This is a genomic window from Microbacterium sp. CIAB417 (genome assembly GCF_022788845.1).
The window spans coordinates 12,078-29,818 of the sequence record NZ_JAHZUT010000006.1; the positions used below are offsets into that span (position 1 = coordinate 12,078).

General features: G+C 68.2%; 19 protein-coding genes. 11 read left to right on the forward strand and 8 right to left on the reverse strand.

Annotated elements, in window-relative coordinates; genetic code table 11:
* The first annotated feature begins 79 nt into the window (after positions 1-79).
* Entirely contained in the window at positions 80-565 is a 486-nt protein-coding gene (locus KYX17_RS23650; RefSeq protein ID WP_243229996.1) for a hypothetical protein, read from the forward strand.
* Positions 566-791: 226 nt separating this feature from the next.
* On the opposite strand, the gene KYX17_RS23655 is transcribed toward KYX17_RS23650, so the two are convergent.
* Complete coding sequence (locus tag KYX17_RS23655; RefSeq protein WP_243229998.1) at positions 792-1,421, reverse strand: GntR family transcriptional regulator; 630 nt, start codon at positions 1,419-1,421, stop codon at positions 792-794.
* Positions 1,422-1,510: 89 nt separating this feature from the next.
* Between KYX17_RS23655 and KYX17_RS23660 the strand changes: the two genes are divergently transcribed.
* The 7 genes from KYX17_RS23660 to KYX17_RS23690 all read left to right on the forward strand — a co-directional run bounded on the left by KYX17_RS23660 (position 1,511) and on the right by KYX17_RS23690 (position 8,260).
* Positions 1,511-2,350, forward strand: coding sequence for a phosphoenolpyruvate hydrolase family protein (locus KYX17_RS23660; RefSeq protein WP_243230001.1), 840 nt, complete (start codon positions 1,511-1,513; stop codon positions 2,348-2,350).
* 43 nt (positions 2,351-2,393) lie between these two features.
* Complete coding sequence (locus KYX17_RS23665; protein ID WP_243230013.1) at positions 2,394-2,873, forward strand: cupin domain-containing protein; 480 nt, start codon at positions 2,394-2,396, stop codon at positions 2,871-2,873.
* Between the two features lie 353 nt (positions 2,874-3,226).
* Positions 3,227-4,438, forward strand: a complete 1,212-nt coding sequence (locus tag KYX17_RS23670; protein ID WP_243230016.1) for a sugar ABC transporter substrate-binding protein — start codon at positions 3,227-3,229, stop codon at positions 4,436-4,438.
* Complete coding sequence (locus KYX17_RS32365) at positions 4,422-5,987, forward strand: GMC family oxidoreductase (RefSeq protein WP_243230018.1); 1,566 nt, start codon at positions 4,422-4,424, stop codon at positions 5,985-5,987. The genes KYX17_RS23670 and KYX17_RS32365 overlap by 17 nt, the downstream gene beginning before the upstream one ends.
* The gene (locus KYX17_RS23680) at positions 5,984-6,496 is read left to right on the forward strand and encodes a nuclear transport factor 2 family protein (protein ID WP_243230020.1); all 513 of its coding nucleotides are present in this window, start codon (positions 5,984-5,986) and stop codon (positions 6,494-6,496) included. Before KYX17_RS32365 ends, KYX17_RS23680 begins: the two co-directional genes overlap by 4 nt.
* On the forward strand, positions 6,493-7,443 hold the full coding sequence (locus KYX17_RS23685; protein ID WP_243230022.1) for a carbohydrate ABC transporter permease: 951 nt from the start codon (positions 6,493-6,495) through the stop codon (positions 7,441-7,443). Before KYX17_RS23680 ends, KYX17_RS23685 begins: the two co-directional genes overlap by 4 nt.
* Entirely contained in the window at positions 7,430-8,260 is an 831-nt protein-coding gene (locus KYX17_RS23690) for a carbohydrate ABC transporter permease (RefSeq protein ID WP_243230023.1), read from the forward strand. The genes KYX17_RS23685 and KYX17_RS23690 overlap by 14 nt, the downstream gene beginning before the upstream one ends.
* Here KYX17_RS23690 and KYX17_RS32370 read toward each other — a convergent pair.
* From KYX17_RS32370 to KYX17_RS23720, 6 genes are read right to left on the reverse strand one after another with little or no spacing between them, the layout of a single operon-like run.
* The gene (locus KYX17_RS32370; RefSeq protein ID WP_243230025.1) at positions 8,253-9,188 is read right to left on the reverse strand and encodes a DMT family transporter; all 936 of its coding nucleotides are present in this window, start codon (positions 9,186-9,188) and stop codon (positions 8,253-8,255) included. The genes KYX17_RS23690 and KYX17_RS32370 overlap by 8 nt on opposite strands.
* Positions 9,185-10,435: a Tm-1-like ATP-binding domain-containing protein gene (locus tag KYX17_RS23700; protein WP_243230026.1), complete on the reverse strand. Its 1,251-nt coding sequence runs from the start codon at positions 10,433-10,435 to the stop codon at positions 9,185-9,187. The genes KYX17_RS32370 and KYX17_RS23700 overlap by 4 nt, the downstream gene beginning before the upstream one ends.
* A 9-nt stretch (positions 10,436-10,444) precedes the next feature.
* Positions 10,445-11,566: a Gfo/Idh/MocA family protein gene (locus KYX17_RS23705; RefSeq protein WP_243230028.1), complete on the reverse strand. Its 1,122-nt coding sequence runs from the start codon at positions 11,564-11,566 to the stop codon at positions 10,445-10,447.
* A gap of 46 nt (positions 11,567-11,612) precedes the next feature.
* A complete protein-coding gene (locus tag KYX17_RS23710) occupies positions 11,613-12,392 on the reverse strand; it encodes an amidohydrolase family protein (RefSeq protein ID WP_243230039.1) in 780 nt (259 codons plus the stop codon).
* Positions 12,389-13,036, reverse strand: a complete 648-nt coding sequence (locus KYX17_RS23715; RefSeq protein ID WP_243230042.1) for an NADPH-dependent F420 reductase — start codon at positions 13,034-13,036, stop codon at positions 12,389-12,391. The genes KYX17_RS23710 and KYX17_RS23715 overlap by 4 nt, the downstream gene beginning before the upstream one ends.
* On the reverse strand, positions 13,033-13,344 hold the full coding sequence (locus tag KYX17_RS23720) for an antibiotic biosynthesis monooxygenase family protein (protein WP_243230044.1): 312 nt from the start codon (positions 13,342-13,344) through the stop codon (positions 13,033-13,035). Before KYX17_RS23720 ends, KYX17_RS23715 begins: the two co-directional genes overlap by 4 nt.
* Before the next feature lie 217 nt (positions 13,345-13,561).
* Between KYX17_RS23720 and KYX17_RS23725 the strand changes: the two genes are divergently transcribed.
* The 3 genes from KYX17_RS23725 to KYX17_RS23735 are packed head-to-tail and all read left to right on the forward strand — an operon-like array spanning position 13,562 to position 16,698.
* On the forward strand, positions 13,562-14,869 hold the full coding sequence (locus KYX17_RS23725; RefSeq protein ID WP_243230046.1) for a sugar ABC transporter substrate-binding protein: 1,308 nt from the start codon (positions 13,562-13,564) through the stop codon (positions 14,867-14,869).
* Positions 14,862-15,815 carry a carbohydrate ABC transporter permease gene (locus KYX17_RS23730; protein WP_243230047.1) on the forward strand — a complete coding sequence of 318 codons (954 nt, stop codon included), beginning with the start codon at positions 14,862-14,864 and terminating at the stop codon, positions 15,813-15,815. Before KYX17_RS23725 ends, KYX17_RS23730 begins: the two co-directional genes overlap by 8 nt.
* A gap of 7 nt (positions 15,816-15,822) precedes the next feature.
* Positions 15,823-16,698, forward strand: a complete 876-nt coding sequence (locus tag KYX17_RS23735; protein ID WP_243230049.1) for a carbohydrate ABC transporter permease — start codon at positions 15,823-15,825, stop codon at positions 16,696-16,698.
* Positions 16,699-16,701: 3 nt separating this feature from the next.
* Here the strand turns inward: KYX17_RS23735 and KYX17_RS23740 are convergent, their stop codons facing one another.
* Entirely contained in the window at positions 16,702-17,727 is a 1,026-nt protein-coding gene (locus tag KYX17_RS23740) for a LacI family DNA-binding transcriptional regulator (protein ID WP_243230051.1), read from the reverse strand.
* Positions 17,728-17,741 lie beyond the last annotated feature (14 nt).

Genomic DNA, 17,741 nt, shown 5'->3' on the forward strand with positions numbered 1-17,741 from the left:
GGCGGAGGCCCGGCTGTGGCGGCAGCACGGAGAGCACCTGGACAGGCTCCGGCGATCCGCGCAGCCTCTGCTGGCGGGGATGACCGGTCCGCTGCTCGTGGTCGACGACCACGGCTGGGTCGCGACGCAGCAGGGCGTCTCGGTGCGCGACCGCGTCGAGGCGCCGCAGCCCGACCACGCCATCGCGGTGCCGGGGCTCGGGGTCTGCCTGCCCGAGCGGCTGCGCGGGGGCTGCCTGATCAGCCCCCGCGGCGAGGACGCACCCCTCACCGCTCTGCTGGACCTTCGCGGGGCGCAGGCGCAGCTCGTGGTGAGCTCGGCGGACTCAACCTGGCGCACGTCGCTCAGCCGCCGTCACGCCGACATCCTCGCGGCGCTCGCGGATGCAGGGCCCGCGGGCACGTCGGCGGAGCGACTCAGCCGCGCGCTCTACGGCGACGCGGAGCATCAGGTGACGGTGCGCGCCGAGATCCCCCGCATGCGCCGGACCCTGGGCGCGCTCGTCGCAGGCAATTCGTACCGGGTGTCGGAGGGCGTCGCCCTCACCGTGGTGCGGACGGAGTAGAGCAGGGACTCACCGGCCGTGCCGACATCCTTGCTCCTGGACGAGCCGACCGCTGCCCTGGTCGCCTCCCATCAACGCCGACCCCGGGATCCGGCTGCGGTGTGAGCGGCGGAGCATAACTGAGGTGCGATCGCGATGCGGATCATTCTTGGACGACGCTTGTCGGCACCGAGATGGAGACGAGGCGGTCGGGCCGAACGCCTCGTCTCGGTCGTCGATGCCCCGTCTACGATGGTCCCTGGTTGAAGAGTTGCTCAAGCTTCAAGCGTGTGTTCTCGAGGTGCTCGCGGAAGAGCGACGCCAAGCGCTCGGCGTCGCGTTCGGCGATCGCGTCCACGATTTGAGCGTGCGCGTCATCGGAGCGTGAGCGGCCGCCCAGCTGCTCGACGTTCTGAATGGAGTAGGGCTGAACGGAGGAGAGCAGGGAGTTCAGGATCCGCTCGGTGTGCGGCCGATCGGCGAGGCCATAGATCATCTGGTGGAAGCTGAAGTTCAGCCTGAGCCATTCCCCTGTGGAGGATGCATGCTCCATCTGCTCGATGAGCCGGCGGAGAGACTGCAGGGCGCGTCCTGTTGCCCCCTCGACGATGTGCGGTGCGATCTGGAGTTCGAGGACGAGCCGAATGTCGTAAAGCTCGTTGAGCTCCTCGGCTGAGAGTTTCCGGACGGCCGCCCCGTTGCCCTGGGTGATCGTGACGAGTCCGTCAGACGCCAGCATGCGCAGCGCCTCGCGCACCGGGTTGCGGCTGACGGTGAATCGCTTGGCAAGGTCTTCCTGAATCAGCGGCGCACCCGGCGGGAACTCCTGCTCCCGGATGGCCTGGCTCAGCGCCTCGGCGATCTGCTCTGGGGTCATCGCGTCACTCCTTCTTCTTGACAACCTTACTCGGCATCAATAGCGTACTCACTGTCCGCAATGAAGACATTGGAGGCAATGTGGCCGGAATGAGTCGCGCAGAAGTACGAAGCAGGCTGCAGGCGAGAGTTGACGCGCGTCAGCCGCTCGTGCTCGGCGGAGCGGGGGTGGGACTTATCGCAAAGGCCGCCGATCGGGCCGGCATCGATGTATTGATGGCATACAACACCGGGCCGTTCCGGATGGACGGCCACGGTTCGCTGTCCGGGTATCTTGCGTACGGCGACTCGAACGGGATGACGATCGGCCTGGCCGGCCAAGTGCTTCCGGCCGCTCCGCACACGCCCGTGGTGGGTGGCATCGGAGCGGCGGACCCCTACCGGCCGTTCGACAGGCTCATCGGCGAGTACGTCGATCTGGGATTCTCCGGCATCACCAACGTACCGACGGCGGGCATCTATGACGGTTCGTTCCGCGCCCACATCGATGCGACGAATCTCGGCTACCCGCGCGAGGTCGAGCTGATCGCCGAGTGCGACCGGCGTGACGTGTTCACCGTCGCCTATGCGTTCAGCCCGGGTGAGGCGGCAGCGATGGCGCGGGCCGGCGCCGATGTCATCGGCGCCCATGTGGGGTTGACCGTCGGCGGCTACATCGGGGCGCAGGACGCCGTGAGCATCGATGAGGCCTGCGATCGGGTCGCCGCGATGACCGAAGCCGCTCGCCGCGAGAACCCCGGCGTCTGGGTCGTCGCCCACGGTGGTCCGTTCGACGTGCCCGAGCACGTGCAGACCGTGTACGACCGCGTCGACGTCGACGGTTTCCTCGGCGCGTCGAGCATCGAGCGGCTGCCGGTGGAACGAGCCGTGGAGGAGACGATCGCGCAGTTCCGCGAGCTGAGCCTCCAGGCTCGCACCGAGAAGGCCTGACGAGAGCGCCCGGCGCCCGACACGAGAGAGACGAGAACAGCCCATGACCGCGAAGAACCCGATCAAGCCCGCCGACCGCGAGACCGAGGTCGTGCCCTGGGGGCCGAACAAGGTGATCATCTCCGAGGAGACCCACCCCGGCACGCAGCTCACCGTCATCGAGACCGTGGTGCTTCCCGGCCACTCGCACGCGTGGCATGTGCACGAGGACTCCGACGAGGTGCTCTACGTCATCTCGGGCGACGGGCACGCCACCGTCGGCGCCGGGAACCGGATGAGCATCACGCGCGGCGACTACGTCCACATCCCGCGCGGCACCTACCACGACACCCACAACAAGGGCTGGGCTCCGCTGCACATGCTTGTGTTCTACGGGCCCGGCCTGCGCATGGATCCGCGCGACGCGGAACTGCCGTTCCGTCGCGTGTTCCTGCCGGCCGACGCCGGCCTGAACTGGGAGACCTCGTTCGAACCGGCTGACCCGTCGTTCCGGACCTACCACGGTGAGGGCGCGGAGGCGTGACCCGCCCCACGGCCGGCCCTGGACCACACCCACATCTTCTCTCCATCTCTCTGCGCGGCACCGGCGCCGAAGCGGTGGTCACATCGGTGCGGCCGCCGACGGAAGGCCTGCCGACCGCGTGAAACCTTCAGATCGATTGGATGATCATGTCCCCTTCCTTTTCACGCCGTCCCCTCCAGATTCCGACCAGGTCCGGCGTCTCCAGGCGGACGTTTCTGCAGGCGGCCGGGCTCTCCGGCATCGCCCTATCGTCCGGGGCCCTGCTAGCCGGCTGCTCTCCATCGGGATCGGGAGGCGGCGGAGATGGCGCGCTCGACTTCTGGCAGTTTTACGCTCCCGCTCCGACCGGAACTGTGCAGGGCACCTCGACGAGCACCCAGGCCGACTGGTTCGTGAAGAACGTCGAGGCGTGGAACGCGAACAACGACAAGCAGGTCTCCCTCACCTACGTCCCGACGTCCAACTACCTCGCCGGTGACAAGCTCGCGACGCAGTTCGCGTCGGGCCGAGGTCCCGACATCTTCCTGATCAGTTCGGCGCTCTTCCTCGAGTATTACAACGCGGGCGTCATGCTCGACCTGACCCCCTACCTCTCGAAGGAGGCGCTCGCAGACCTCGACGCGGGCGGGGTCATGGGGCCGCGGATGGTCGACGGCAAGGTCTACGGCATCCCGCTCGAGTCAGAGCCCGTCCTCATGTACTACGGCCACGCGGCGTTCGAGAAGGCCGGCCTGAGCGAGGCGGACGTGCCGCGCACCTGGGACCAGTTGCTCGACGTGGCCGACAAGCTGACCGGCTCCGGGTCGTACGGCGCTCTGTGGGAGACCACCCCCGGTGCGCTCCAGAACTTCGAGTGGCAGCCGTTCATGTGGCAGGGCGGGAGCGACGCGGTGCGCGACGGCAAGGCCGTCTTCGACAGCAAGGGCACCATCGACGCCCTGCAGTTCTGGCAGGACTCGATCAAGCGCGGGATCGCACCCCGCACCGTGAAGAACGGCAACTCGGGCGACATCCTGGGCAACCTGGGCAGCGGCTACACGGCCATGCAGCAGATGGTCTGCTCGGTCATCTCCATCCTCAACGAGAACGCACCCGACTTCGAGTACGGCACCTTCAAGCTCCCCGTCCCTCAGGGCGGCGAGTACTGGACGACCTCCGGAGGATGGGCCGCCGTCGTGAACAAGAACGGCAAGGATCCCGAGGCCGCGGCGAAGTTCGTCACCTGGCTCTTCGCTTCGACCGATCAGGAGGGGATCGAGCGGATGGCCGACTGGGTGACGGTGGCGAAGAACGGCGACATCGCCACACGCGCGTCGGTGAACGACTACGCACGCAGCCAGGGCTACTTCGACGACCCGAACCTCAAGTACGTGCTCGAGGAGGTGGTCGGCGACGGCACCCGCGTGCGGGGGGAGCCCCGCTATCCCGCCCCGATCTTCAAGGCGATCAGCGACGCGATCCAGGGGTCGATGCTCAACGGCACTCCTGCGGCGGACGCGGCCGGAGCCGCCCAGCAGACCATCGAGACGTATCTGAAGGGCTATCAGGGTGGCGAGATCGTCTGAGTTCGGCAGTGCTGTGACGCACGAGGAGGAGTACGACTACATCGTGCTCGGCGCGGGGACGGCGGGGACGGTCGTCGCGTCGCGACTCAGCGAGGATCCGGGCGTCAGGGTGGCCCTCGTCGAGGCCGGCGGCCCGCACACTGACCCGATCTACAGCACCCCGGCGCTGTGGCCGTTGCAGCAGGTGACGGGCTCGGACTGGAACTACGACACGGAACCCGAGCCCGGGCTGAAGGACAGGCGCCTCGGCCTCTCCCGCGGCAAGGTCCTCGGCGGCAGCTCGTCGATGAACGGGATGATCTTCCTGCGCGGCGCGCGGGAGGACTACGACTCCTGGCGCTCCCTCGGCCTCCCGGGGTGGGGCTACGACGACGTGCTGCCGACCCTGCGCGCGATGGAGTCGAGCAGCCGCGGCGAGGACGCGCTGCATGGTGCGGACGGGCCGATCGCCGTCGCCGAGACGAGTCGCCCGCACCCCGTCGCATCCGCCTGGGTGGATGCCGCCGTCGCGGCCGGGCATCCCCGCAACGACGACTTCAACGGCGCGAGCCAGCGGGGCGCGGGGTACTTCCCCCTGAGCCTGGCCGGGGCACGCCGGGTCTCGTCGGCGACGGCCTATCTGGACCCGGCCCGGAACCGGGCGAACCTCGACGTGCTCACGCACACGCAGGCGCTGCGCGTCGTGATCGAGCACGGCCGCGCCGTCGGCGCGGAGGTCGAGCACCTCGGCGTGGTGCGCACGCTGCGTGCGCGGAGAGAGGTGGTCGTCTCGGGCGGCGCCTACAACTCGCCGCAGTTGCTGATGCTCTCCGGCATCGGGCACGGTGACCACCTGCGCTCGCTCGGCATCGAGGTCGTCGCCGACCTCCCCGTGGGCGATGACCTGCAGGACCACTCGGGCGTCGGCCTCTACTGGTACTCGAACACCCCCGGGGTGGACGAGGGCTCCGCGCTCGGCGAGGCGGGCGGATTCTTCACCGCGCTGGACGAGTCGGGGCCGCCCGACACCGAGACCATGGTCTACCCGTTCTACAACGGGCCGGGCAACACCTGGGCCGATCGCCTCGGCGGGAGCTTCTCGGTCATCGCGCAGGTGCTGCGGCCGCGCAGCCGCGGAACGGTGCGGCTGCGATCCCCCTATCCGACCGCGCATCCGCTGATCCGCCATGACCATTTCGCGGATCCGCACGACCGTGCGCTCATCATCGCGGCGGTGCGGCTCAACCTCGAGATCGCCAGGCAGGCACCGCTGCGGGAGATCATCGCCGGCGAACGGCTGCTGCCGGCGTCGGAGTCCGACGACGACATCCTCGACCACGTGCGCACGTACGGGCACGGGATCTGGCACCCCATGAGCGGCTGCGCCATGGGCGCGGTGGTCGACGAGCGCCTGCGCGTCCTCGGAGTCGAGGGACTCCGGGTCGCCGACGCCTCCGTCGCGCCGACCGAGGTCGGAGCGAATCCGAACGCCACGGTCTTCCTCATCGGGGAGCGTGCCGCGCAGTTCATCCTCGAGGACGCCGAGGTCGTAGCAGGGAGCAGAGCATGAGTGATGACCGAATCGTCGACCTGGCGGAGCGGATCGGGCGTCTGGAGGCGCTCGACGAGATCCGCCGGCTCAAGCACGTCTACCAGGACGGCGTCGACACGCGATGGAACACCGAGCGGGAAATCGACGTCGCGGGATTCGTCGACCGCGTCTTCACCGACGACGTGGTGTTCATTGCGCCGATCGACGACGAGGGGACCATGGCGCGCGTCGAGGGGCGTCGCGCCATGGTGGACTTCCTCACCGAGCATCACCGGCGTTCGGTGTTCTCGATACACATCGTCGGGAACGACATCCTGCAGGTCGACGGCGACGAGGCGCACGGGCAGTGGAGCGTGCTCGTGCCCGGCGCCGGCCCCGAGGGATCGTCCTGGTACGCGGCCCGGTACGTGGAGACGTACCGGCGCACCTCCTCGGGGTGGCGCATCGCGTCGTCCGAGCAGTTCGTCGCGCTCAACACCCCGACCGCGCCGTGGCGGTGCATGCCCGCGAGGGGGTCGCTGCGATGACGATCACGACCGACTCCACCGTCACCCTCACCGTCCCGCCCGAGTCGCGCCGCCGGAACCCCGTTACGCTGCGCGGTGACGGGGCGGCCGCAGTCGGGTTCCTCTCGCCCATGGCGATCGGTGTGCTGCTGTTCATCGCGCTGCCGGCCGGCCTGTCGATCGTGATGTCGCTGTGCGAGGTGACGTTCGGCGGGGTCACCTTCGTGGGTCTCGCCAACTACCAGCGGATGCTCGGAGACCCCCTGTTCTGGCAGAGCCTGGGCGTCACCGCGGTGTACGCGCTCGCCTTCGTCCCCGGCCTCACGATCCTCTCGCTCTCGCTCGCGCTCCTGGTGCACACCGAGTACCTCGGGGTGGGGCTGTGGCGGGCGCTCCTGCTGGCGCCGAACGCCATCAGTCTCGTCGCGACGGCACTCGTGTGGCGGTTCATCCTCGCCGACGGCAACGGCACGATCGCGATCGTCGCCAACGCGCTGGGCGTTCCCGCCCCCTCCTGGCTCGGCGACCCGGGGTGGGCGCTGTTCACGGTCATCGCGATCAGCCTGTGGTCGTTCATGGGGTTCTACATGCTCGTCATGGTCGGCGGAAGACAGGACATCCCCGCCGAGCTCTACGAGGCCGCGCGCATCGACGGCGCGGGGGCGTGGGCGCAGTTCTGGCGGATCACCCTGCCGATGATGCGTCCGACCGTCTTCTTCGTCGTGCTGATGGGCACCGTCATCGGGCTCACCGGCCTGCAGTCCTTCGACCTCGTCTTCGTGATGACGAAGGGTGGGCCCGCGAACGCGACGTCCCTGACGATCTACTACATCTACCAGCAGGCGTTCCAGTACGGGCAGTTCGGGTACGCCGCCGCGATGAGCACCGTGCTCACGGTGATCATGTTCACGACCGCCGCGGTCTTCTTCCGCGTGACGAACTCCGGGAGGTTCGATGTCGACGGTTAGTCACGCCGGGGCCGCGGTGACGAGGCGCCGCAGCAGGGTGGGGGCGTCGCAGATCGCGCGGCCAGTCGTCGCCGGTCTCATCTCGATCGTCGTGGTCTCGCCGCTGATCATCATGGTGCTGCAGTCGCTGCAGACGGATTCGGGCGAGTGGACGCTCGAGAACCTGCGCTTCGCGCTGACGGACTCGCAGGTGTTCCGATGGCTCCTGAACAGCGTCATCGTGTCGGTGTCGTCGACCGCGCTCGTGCTCGTCATCCATTCGCTCGCCGGCTACGCGCTCGCGCGGCTCCGCTTCCGCGGACGTGAGATGGTGTTCCTCGGCGTCGCGGCGACCATGTTCGTCTCACTGCCGGTCGTGCTCGTGCCCCTGTTCGTCATCGTGCGCGAGATGGGGCTGCTCGACACGTACGTCGGGATCGTCGTCCCCACGCTCTTCGGTGGCTTCGCGACGATCCTCATGCGGCAGTTCTTCCTGACCGTCCCCAGAGAGCTGGAGGAGGCCGCGCGCATCGACGGCTGCGGCCACTTCCAGACGTTCCTCCGGGTCTTCCTGCCGATCGCGAAGCCCGCCTTCGTGTCGGTCGCGGTGATCAACTTCCTCGCCAGCTGGAACCTGTTCATGTGGCCGCTCACGATCACCTCCGACTCCCGTCTGTGGGTCGTGCAGGTCGGCATCACGAGCTTCCAGACGCAGTACCAGGGCTCGTGGGGCTACATGATGGCGGTGACGTTCCTCTCGGCTCTGCCCACGCTCATCGTCTTCTTCATCCTGCAGCGGTACATCGTCGCCTCGCTGAAGACCTCGGGCATCAAGTAGCGCTCGGCTCGGCCCTCGGGCTCGGCGCGCGAAGGGTCATCAGGACGAGGGCCAGCAGCATGAGGGCCGCGCTGACCACCGTGAGCCAGCTGAACGTGCCGGGACGCAGTGCGTCGAGGGCGATCGCCGTCGCGAGCTGACCGATCGTCCAGCACACCGCGAGCCCGAGGACGCCCAGCCGGACGACGAGGAGGGTGGAGACGCTGATCGCGACGATGCCGAGCACGGCGGCGGGGATCAGCCGGAGGTCGAGCAGCGCGGAGGGCACCATCGCCCCCTCGCCGAGCGCGACGGTCGCGATGATGAGGCCTGTCGCGCCGACCGCGAAGTTGAGGAGCGCGGCGGCGGGCAGGGATCCGGTGGCGCGGTGCACGCGTGAGCTCGCCGCGCCGACCCAGGCGCCGACGACGCCGCCGCCGATGGCGAGCCCGAGCATGACGGGCGAAGGGGCTTCGGCGCCGTTCGCCGAGCTGAGGGCGACCGCGATCAGCACGAGGGCTCCGGAGAGCAGCCGGACGGGACCGATCGGAATCCGCCGTCCGGTGGCCCCGATCGCGTCGAGCGCCAGGCCGCCGCCGATCTGGCCGCCGATCATCCCGAGCGTGAACATCGCCACGCCGAGCGGGCCGACCGCCACGGCCTGGACGATGATCGTCGCCGCGCCGCCCAGCCCGTTGAGCAGGTCGCGCCCCGCGATCCGGTGCCGCCGCGCCGTCGCGGGGAGGCGCAGAAGGGCCACCCGCGCCCGCGGGGTGCAGAGCACGGCCACCGCCAGCACGAAGGTGCCGATCAGGAACATCGCCGTCGACGTGGGCAGCGCCGACCGCTCGGCGGCCACGTCGCCCATGAGCCCGGCCTGGAACGCGACACCGCTTCCGCCGAGGACGGCGCAAGCGGTGTACGGAAGGGCGCGGAGGAGGCGTCTCACGGGATCGCCGGAGAGACATCCTCACCGGCCAAGGCGAGGTAGCGATCGGCGACGAGATCGGCGAAGCCGGGGTCGTTGACGTCCGTGTCCGCCCACACGACCGGGATGCCGGCGCGAAGCCGGCCGGCGAGACGCTCCCCGAACGCGATGTCCGAGGCGGCATCCGCGAAGGGGCCGTCGTGCGCGGCGTAGCTGTCGAAGCCGGCGCGGGGGATCAGGACCTCGATCCGCCCGGTCGCCTGGTTCAGACGATCGGCGATCTCATCGGCGACCCGGAGCAGCTCCTCGCGCGTGGCGCGCACGGCGGTCACCTGCTCGTTGTGCCGGATGAGCGGCCGGGATCCGTCCCGCAGCTCCTCGGGGACGGTGTCGAAGGCACCGAAGTTGATGACCTCCACGGCACCGGGCACGACGACCTGCGGCAGGCCCCGCCGGCCGGCCGTGCGCATCCGCTCGGGTCCTGCGACGAAGACGCCGCCCAGGAGGTCGTCGGTGATCTCCTTCACCGTGAGGTCGATCACCCCGGTGAGGACGCCCGAGGCGAGCAGCGACTCGAGGGCGCGCCCGCCCGAGCCCACCGTGTGGAAGACGACCGCATCCATCCCCGCCTCGTCGAGACGGTCCACGACGCGCAGCGCGCACGGCGTGGTCACCCCGAGCATCGTGACGCCGACCGCGGGGCGATCGCCGGTCATCCGCTCGGGCGGCGTCGCGAGCATGCCGGCGAGGGCGCCGGCGGCGTTGCGCAGGATCGGCCGGGAGATCCGGTTGAGGCCGGCGATGTCGGTGACCGAGTGGATCAGGCACAGGTCGCTCACCCCCACGTAGGAGCTCACGTCACCCGATGCCATCGTGGAGACGAGCACCTTCGGCACGCCGAACGGGAGGGAGCGCATCACCGCGCTGAGCAGCGCGCTCCCTCCCGACCCTCCCAGGCCCAGCACGCCGTCGCAACGGCCGGCCTCGCGCAGCCGCCGGACGATCTCGATCGCGCCGCGGCGCATCGCGTCCAGGGCGGCCGCACGGCCGTCGGCATCCTCACTCCCGCCGCGCAGCGCGGCGAGAGCGATGCCGGCGGCCGCGGCGACCTCCGTCGCCGGGATGTCCGGCGCGGTGCCGGGTTCGCGGAGGACGCCGACGTCGACGAGCACCACATCGACGCCGGAGGCGGTCAGGATGTCGCGGACGTAGGCGTACTCCCGCCCCTTCGTGTCCAGTGTGCCGATGAGCACCGCCGATGCCGTCATGATCGGGCCCTACACCGCGACGTGGGACGTGACGGCGGCGAAGGCGGCGGCGACGTCGTCCGGCACCTCGACGGCGACCTCCTCGCGCCGGACCAGGCTCTGTGCGAGCGCCTCCAACGCGATCGTGTTCACGACCGTCTCCGCAAGGGAGATCCGGGGGGCGGCCGTCCCGCGGACGACCGCGGCGACGTTCAGGAGCTGGTCGCGGAAGGCGTTCGAGCGCGGGATCGCGAAGCGGTCGTCGATCGTCCGGAAGTGCCGCTCCGGGTCGCGGTGACTCGTCGGGATCGAACGGCGGATCGTGATCTCGGTCTCGTCGAAGATCGTCCAGGCGAACGGCAGGTACAGGGTGCCGCCGTCGCCCGAGATCTGCAGCTCCTGGGTGGAGTCCGAGACCTCGCTGGCCTCGATCATCCCCACCACGCCGTTCGCGTAGTCGATGATGCCGTGGATCCTGTCGCTCGTGCCGAAGACGTTCTCGGCCCGGCCGAAGGCGGCGACCCTGGTCGGCACGGCGCCGGCGACGTGCGTGCAGGCGTTGATCGCGTAGGCGCCGATGTCGTACAGCGCCCCGCCGCCCTGATCGGCGCGGAAGCGCCACGGCCGGTTCGGGTCCTTCGGGTCGATGCCGAGCTCCGCCGAGAGGTTGACGTAGGTGAAGCTCGCCCGCACGTGATCGATGGTGCCGATCTCGCGCCGGCCGAGCATTCCGTCGATCCGCGTGATGGCGGGGTGGTGGCGGTACATGAAGGCCTCGGTGATGACAGCGCCGCTCTCGGCGGCGAGCCGCCACACGTCCAGGGCCTGCTCGCCGGTGAGGACGAAGGGCTTCTCGCAGAGGATGTGCTTCACCCCCGCCTCGACGCACTGGTGGATGAGCTCGAGGTGGGTGCTCGGCCAGGTCGCGATGATGACGACGTCGAGCTCCTCCTGCGCGAGCATCTCGGCGACGTCGCCGTAGCTCCGGGGCCGGCCGAAGCGGGCGGCGAGCGCCTCGGCCGCGGCGAGGTCGGCGTCGGCGATCGCGACGATCTCCACCTCGCCGGGGATGGTCGCGGCGGCGGTGCCGTGCACGCCGGCGATGTAACCGGCTCCGATGACGCCGAGCCGGACGGGGGTGTGTTCTGACATTTCTCTCTCTTCGTTCTTGCGGGCTCTTCGTTCTTGCGGACAGCGTTCAGTGGCGGGCGTCGAGGATGCGCTGCACGTTCGCGTACAGCACGTCGTCCTTCGCCTGCTCGGAGATCTCGGCATCGAGCACTGACTGCCGCACCAGCGCGCTGTCGAAGAAGGGCGTGTCGGTGCCGAAGACGACCTTCTCCGAGCCGACCTCCTCGACGAGGGAGGCGGTCATCGCGGGATCGGACTGGTAGGCGACGTCGAAGTACACGTGCGGGAACTCGCGCACGATCTCGATGGACGCGCTCTTCTGGTCGGGGGTGAGGAAGGCGTGTCCGAGGAACGTGGTGACGCGGGGGAAACGGCTGACCACCGAGCGCACCGCGGCGGGCGCCTCCCCGGAGCCGGGGTCGGGGGAGGAGTGCATCAGGCACAGCGCGCCGCGGTCGTCGAGCACCTCCCACAGCGGATCCACCCGCAGCGGGGTGTCCAGGTAGTAGCCCTCCAGCGTCGGATGTACGGAGATCCCGGCGAGTCCGAGGTCGTCGATGATGCGCACGAGCTCGTGGACCGCGTGCTCCTCGTGCCGCACCTCGACGAGCCCCAGGCCGGCGGGGAACCGCTCGGGGTGCTCGGCGACGGCGGCCGCGACGAGATCGTTCATCCGGCGGGTGTCGGCGATGCCGTCGACCTGCCGGTCGGCGGCGGCAGGCGAGGGCAGCGCCTCGCTGATCCCCGCGCGGTCCATGCGGGCGATGAGCTCGTCGACGCTCTGACCGATGCCGTTCGCGACGGTCCTGCCGATGTGCGCGTGCACGTCGATCGTGCGTCGCGTCATCGCAGGCCCTCGACGCCGGCGGGGATCCCGAAGAAGCGCCAGCCGGTCTTCATGGTGAAGTCGCAGTAGGTGCGGTCGAGGATGAGCATCAGCGAGACCATGCCGTCGATGAGGCGCGCGTTGTGCAGCGGGCCGCAGTCGATCACGCGGTGGTCGAGGTCCCGCGCGAGAGCAGCGACGACGGCCTTCGCCTCCGGGTCGTCGCCGGCGAGCTTCACGTCGGGCCGCTCGCCGTCGGCGGCACCGGGCGCGTTGATGGTCGCCGCGAAGTTGTCCTTGAACGCCGCGACCAGACCCGTCGTCGTCCCGAGGGCGTCCGCGGTGTACTCCGCGGCAGCGCGCTCGTTGTGCGGCAGGTGGTCGAAGGGGTTCGAGATGTCGACGATCGTCTTCCCCTTCAGCGAGTCGCCGAGCTCGGTGACGAGCGGGGCGACGGCGGGGAACGGGATCGCGAGCACAACGACGTCCGCCGTCGCCACCGCTTCGGCGGGCGACCCGACGAAGCCGGGCTCGAAGCCGAGCAGCTCGGCGGTGGCGTGCTCGGCCGTGCGGGCGCCGATGCGCACCGTGTGGCCCGCGCGTGTCCAGCCGGCGCCGAGGGCCCTCGACATGAGGCCGGTGCCGATGATCGCGATCGTGCTCATCGGACGACCTCCTCGATGTCGGCGCCCTCGACATGGGTGACCTCGGGGGCGGCGAGCAGGAACGGGCCGATCAGGCTCTCGAACCTGCCGAAGGCCTCCGAGCCGGCGAACCTGTCCACGTGGTCGGCGAGGTCATCCCACCTCACGAGGAAGAGGTAGGTGCCGGGATTCTCCACATCGCGCGCCAGGCGCGATCCGCGGTGACCCTGCGCGGCCTGCACGAGGGCGATCGCCTCGCGGAAGACCTCCTCGAACTCCTGTGAACGGGTGGGGTCGATGGTGACCCGAGCTACTTCCAGAACGCTCACTGACGGCATCTCCTTTGGTTGCCAAATGGTTTTGTCCGACTATAGCGATGGGCTAACGGTCGGTCAAGCGCCCTGATTTCAAGGGTTGACAGGCCGGATCGTGGGATGCTTTACTCGGATCCGGGCACCAAAAGGTTTTGGCAGACGCGCAATCCACTGCCTCCCCGCCCGTCACGGACTCGCCACTCCCGATGGCGAGGAGATGCAAAGGAGCACCATGAAGCGAACGTGGCACCGGATGGCGGCGACCCTGCTCGGAGCAGGGCTCATCGTCGGAATGGCCGGCTGCGCAGGCGGCACCCAGGGAAACACCGGTTCGACCGGCGAGTACAAGGCCCCCGAGTCCGACATCAAGGCCGAGCTGACCGTCTCGAACTGGGGCAATCCCGGTGATGAGGACCTCTACGACGAGGCGATCGCCCGGTTCAACGAGAAGTACCCCAACGTCAAGGTCACCCACAACTTCACGCAGGTGACGGTGTGGAGCGACTACATCAACAAGATCCTCACGTCGATCGCGGCGGGTGACGCTCCCGACGTCATCAACCTGGCGACGGAGGGCGTCGAGTTCGCGCTCAGCAAGGACCTGTTCCTGCCGCTGTCCAACTACGTCGACCAGGACGACGACGTGCAGAGTCTCATCGCCGACATCGATCCGAAACTCATCGAGGGCTTCACGAAAGACGGCGAGACCTACCTGATGCCCAACAACTGGAACACCATGGTCCTGTACTACAACAAGAGCATGTTCGACGCCGCGGGGATCGAGCGACCGGGCGACGACTGGACCTGGGACGACTTCCGCGAGATCAGCAAGAAGCTGACCGCGGGCAGCGGGTCGGCGAAGACGTACGGCTTCGCGTTCCAGACGTACGCCTTCGCGTACATGCCGTGGCTGTACTCGAACGGCGGCTCGACGGCCAGCGCGGACCTCTCCGAGCCCGCTCTGGACAGCCCGGAGGTGATCGAGTCGGTGCAGTTCCTGCAGGACCTGGTCATGAAAGACCGCGTGGCGCCCGACCCGAGCGGGTCTGACGCGAACCAGCTGTTCCAGGCCGGCAAGGTGGGCATGACGGCGGCGCCGGCGAGCGTCTCCGCGATCCTCGCCAACGACTCGCCCGATCTGGACTACGGCATCCTGCCGATGCCGCAGAAGACCGAGAAGAAGACCGTCTACGGGGCGGCCGGGTTCGCGATCTACAAGCAGTCGCCGAACCAGGATCTCGCGTGGGAGCTCATTAAGGAGCTCTCCAGCCAGGAGACGCAGATGGGCATCGCCGAGATCGGCGCCAACAACCCGACGACGAAGACTGCGGCGAAGTCCGAGGCCTTCACCGGTCGCAACGAGGATGCCGCGCTGCTGTACGACGCGATCGAGTACGCCGAGCCTGTGGCGGCGCCGACCTTCTTCACGACCCTGGAGCCCGCGTTCCTGCGTGCGCTGCAGGCGGTCTTCGCCGGCGGAGACCCGGCCGAGGAGCTCGGGAAGGCGCAGGCCGAAGTCGAGAGCGTCGCCAATGGCTGATCAGTTCACCGCTGATCCCCCACGGTCCCGGCTGGGCACGAGGCGCTCGCGCCCCGTGCCCAGCCGGGCCGCGCGCCGCGAGACCAGAACCGCCTACCTGTTCATCGCACCCTCCGCGATCGGCTTCATCGTGTTCTTACTCGGGCCGCTCGTCGCCGCGCTCTGGTTCAGCCTCACCGAGTACGACATCATCTCGCCTCCGAGGTTCGTCGGGCTGGACAACTACATCCGGCTCTTCTCGGACAGCCGCCTCGGCGCCGTCTACGTGAACACGATCATCTACGTTGTCGCCGCGGTCGTGCTGATCAACGGGATCGGGCTGCTCCTCGCGGTGCTCATCAACCAGCACATGCCGCGATGGCTCACGTACGTCTTCCGCTCGGTGTACTTCTTCCCCTCGCTGGTGGCGCTGGCGTACATCGCCATCATCTGGCAGGCGCTGTTCCAGAAGGACACTGGCATCGTCAACTACTACCTGGGCTTCCTCGGGATCGAGCCGGTCAACTGGCTGAACAGCAGCGGGATGTCGCGCACCAGCGTGATCATCGTCGACGTCTGGCGCAACGTCGGCTTCACGATGCTGATCTTCGTGTCGGCGCTGCAGGAGGTCCCGAAGGAGCTCAACGAGGCGGCGGAGATCGACGGAGCGGGACCGATCACCGTGTTCCGTAGGATCACGGTGCCCATGATCAGTCAGGCGATCTTCTTCAACGTCACGATCACCGTCATCGGCGCCTTCCAGATCTACGAGTCCGTCATCGTGCTCACCAACGGCGGGCCGGGCGATTCGACGCGTTCCGTTGTCATGTACCTCGCGGAGAAGGCGTTCTCCGATTTCGACATCGGATATGCGTCCGCGATCTCGATGACGCTTTTCGCCGTCATCCTCGCCGTCACGATCGTGCAGTTCCGGGTGAGAAGGGCATGGGTGCACTATGAGCAGTAGCAGCACGATGACATCGACAATCGTGACACGAGGGGCGCCGCCGCGATTCAGGCCCAGCACGGGGAAGATCGTCTCCATCGCGCTGCTCGCGATCGGGGGCGCGGGCATGGTGGCGCCCTTCCTGTGGATGTTCGTCACCTCGCTGAAGTCCGGCGCGAACGTCTACGACCTGCCGCCGAACTGGATCCCGCTCGAGTTCAACTGGAACAACTACGTCGTCGCCCTGAACGGACCGCTTCCGTTGCTGAAGAACCTCTGGAACAGCGTCTTCATCGCCGTCCTCGGCACCGCGGGGGTCGTCATCACCGCTCCGATGGCGGGTTACGCGTTCGCGAAGATGAAGTTCGCCGGACAGAACGTCGTCTTCATGGTGCTGCTCGCCGCCCTGATGGTCCCGGTCCAGGTCACGATCATCCCGCTGTTCCTGATCATGCGGAATCTCGGGCTCGTCAACACCCCCTGGAGCCTCATCCTGCCCGCAGTGACCTGGGGCTTCGGCGTCTTCCTCATGCGTCAGTTCTTCCTCACCATGCCGAACGAGATCCTCGAGGCCGCGCGCATCGACGGGGCGGGTCCGTGGCGCACCTACTTCTCCGTCGCACTGCCGCTGGTCAAGAACGGGGTGAGCGCCCTCGCGATCATCACCTTCCTCAACAACCCGTTCCTGTGGAACGCGTACTTCGCACCGTCGATCTTCCTGAACAGTCAGGACACGGCGACCATGCCGCTCGCGCTGGTGCTCATGCGCGGGCCGTTCGCGACGGGCCAGATCAACGTGCTCATGGCGGCGACGGCGATGATCGTGATCCCCGCGCTCATCGTGTTCCTGCTCGCGCAGCGATGGATCATCGCGGGGATGACGCAATCCGGGGTGAAGGGGTGACGATCAGACCCGCTTGACCGACTGCCGCCTCACGACCGGACTGGGAAGGGCGAGTTGCCGTGGAATAACGAGCGGCTCGCCTTTCAGTTCTGCGACGAGGGCGTCCACGGCCGTAGCACCCATCTGGTAGTACGGGAGCGCGAGCGAGGAGAGCGTGGGTGAAAGCGCCTCGGCGATGATCTCCTGGTTGTCGAAGCCGATGATCGACAGGTCGTCGGGGATTCCTAGCCCAAGTTCCCTTGCGGCGCGGTACGTCCCCATCGCCATTCGATCGTTGAAGCAGAACACCGCAGTGGGACGCTGTTCGGAGAGAAGCCTGATGGCGGCCTCGTAGCCGTCGGGTGCGAAAGTGAGGCGGCCGGCGGCGACAAGCGCTCTGCGAAATCGGATTCCTGCATCCTCGAGAGCCGCGCGGTATCCTGCGAGCCGCCCGTCCCGTGCGGGTATCGGGGTCTGCGTGTTGATGAACCCGATGGACGTATGGCCCGCGAAGATCAGTTCTTGCGTTGCGGCGTACCCGCCCTGGAACTCGTCGGGGAACACACTGCGATCCTGAGAGTTCGAAGATTCCCCGTTCGCGACGATGAACGGCTTGCCGCGAAGGGAGTCGGGTACATCGACTGTGCGGTGGTGCGCCGCCGCATAGAGGACGCCGTCGACCTGATGCTGCCATATTGCCTCGATCTCACGCTCCTCCACATCCTTTCTTCCGCCCGTGCTCATTATCATGAGCAGCCAGCCGTGCCGTGATGCGGCCTCCTGCGCTCCGAGAATAAGTTCGCCGGCATACGGCGTGGTCGCGATCTCGTCGCTGATCAGGGCGAGGGTATTCGAACGGTGAGTCCGCAGGGCTCTGGCCAGGCCGTTGGGCCGGTAACCCATCTCGCTCGCGGCCTCCTCCACCCGCTCTCGGGTGGCGTCGGCGACCCGAGCGCTTGCGACGTTGTTGAGGACGTGCGATACGGTCGTTGGCGAGACTCCCGCGCGTTGTGCGATGTCCAGGATGGTGGGCCGTCGACTCTTCGGCATGAGGCCTCCTCACG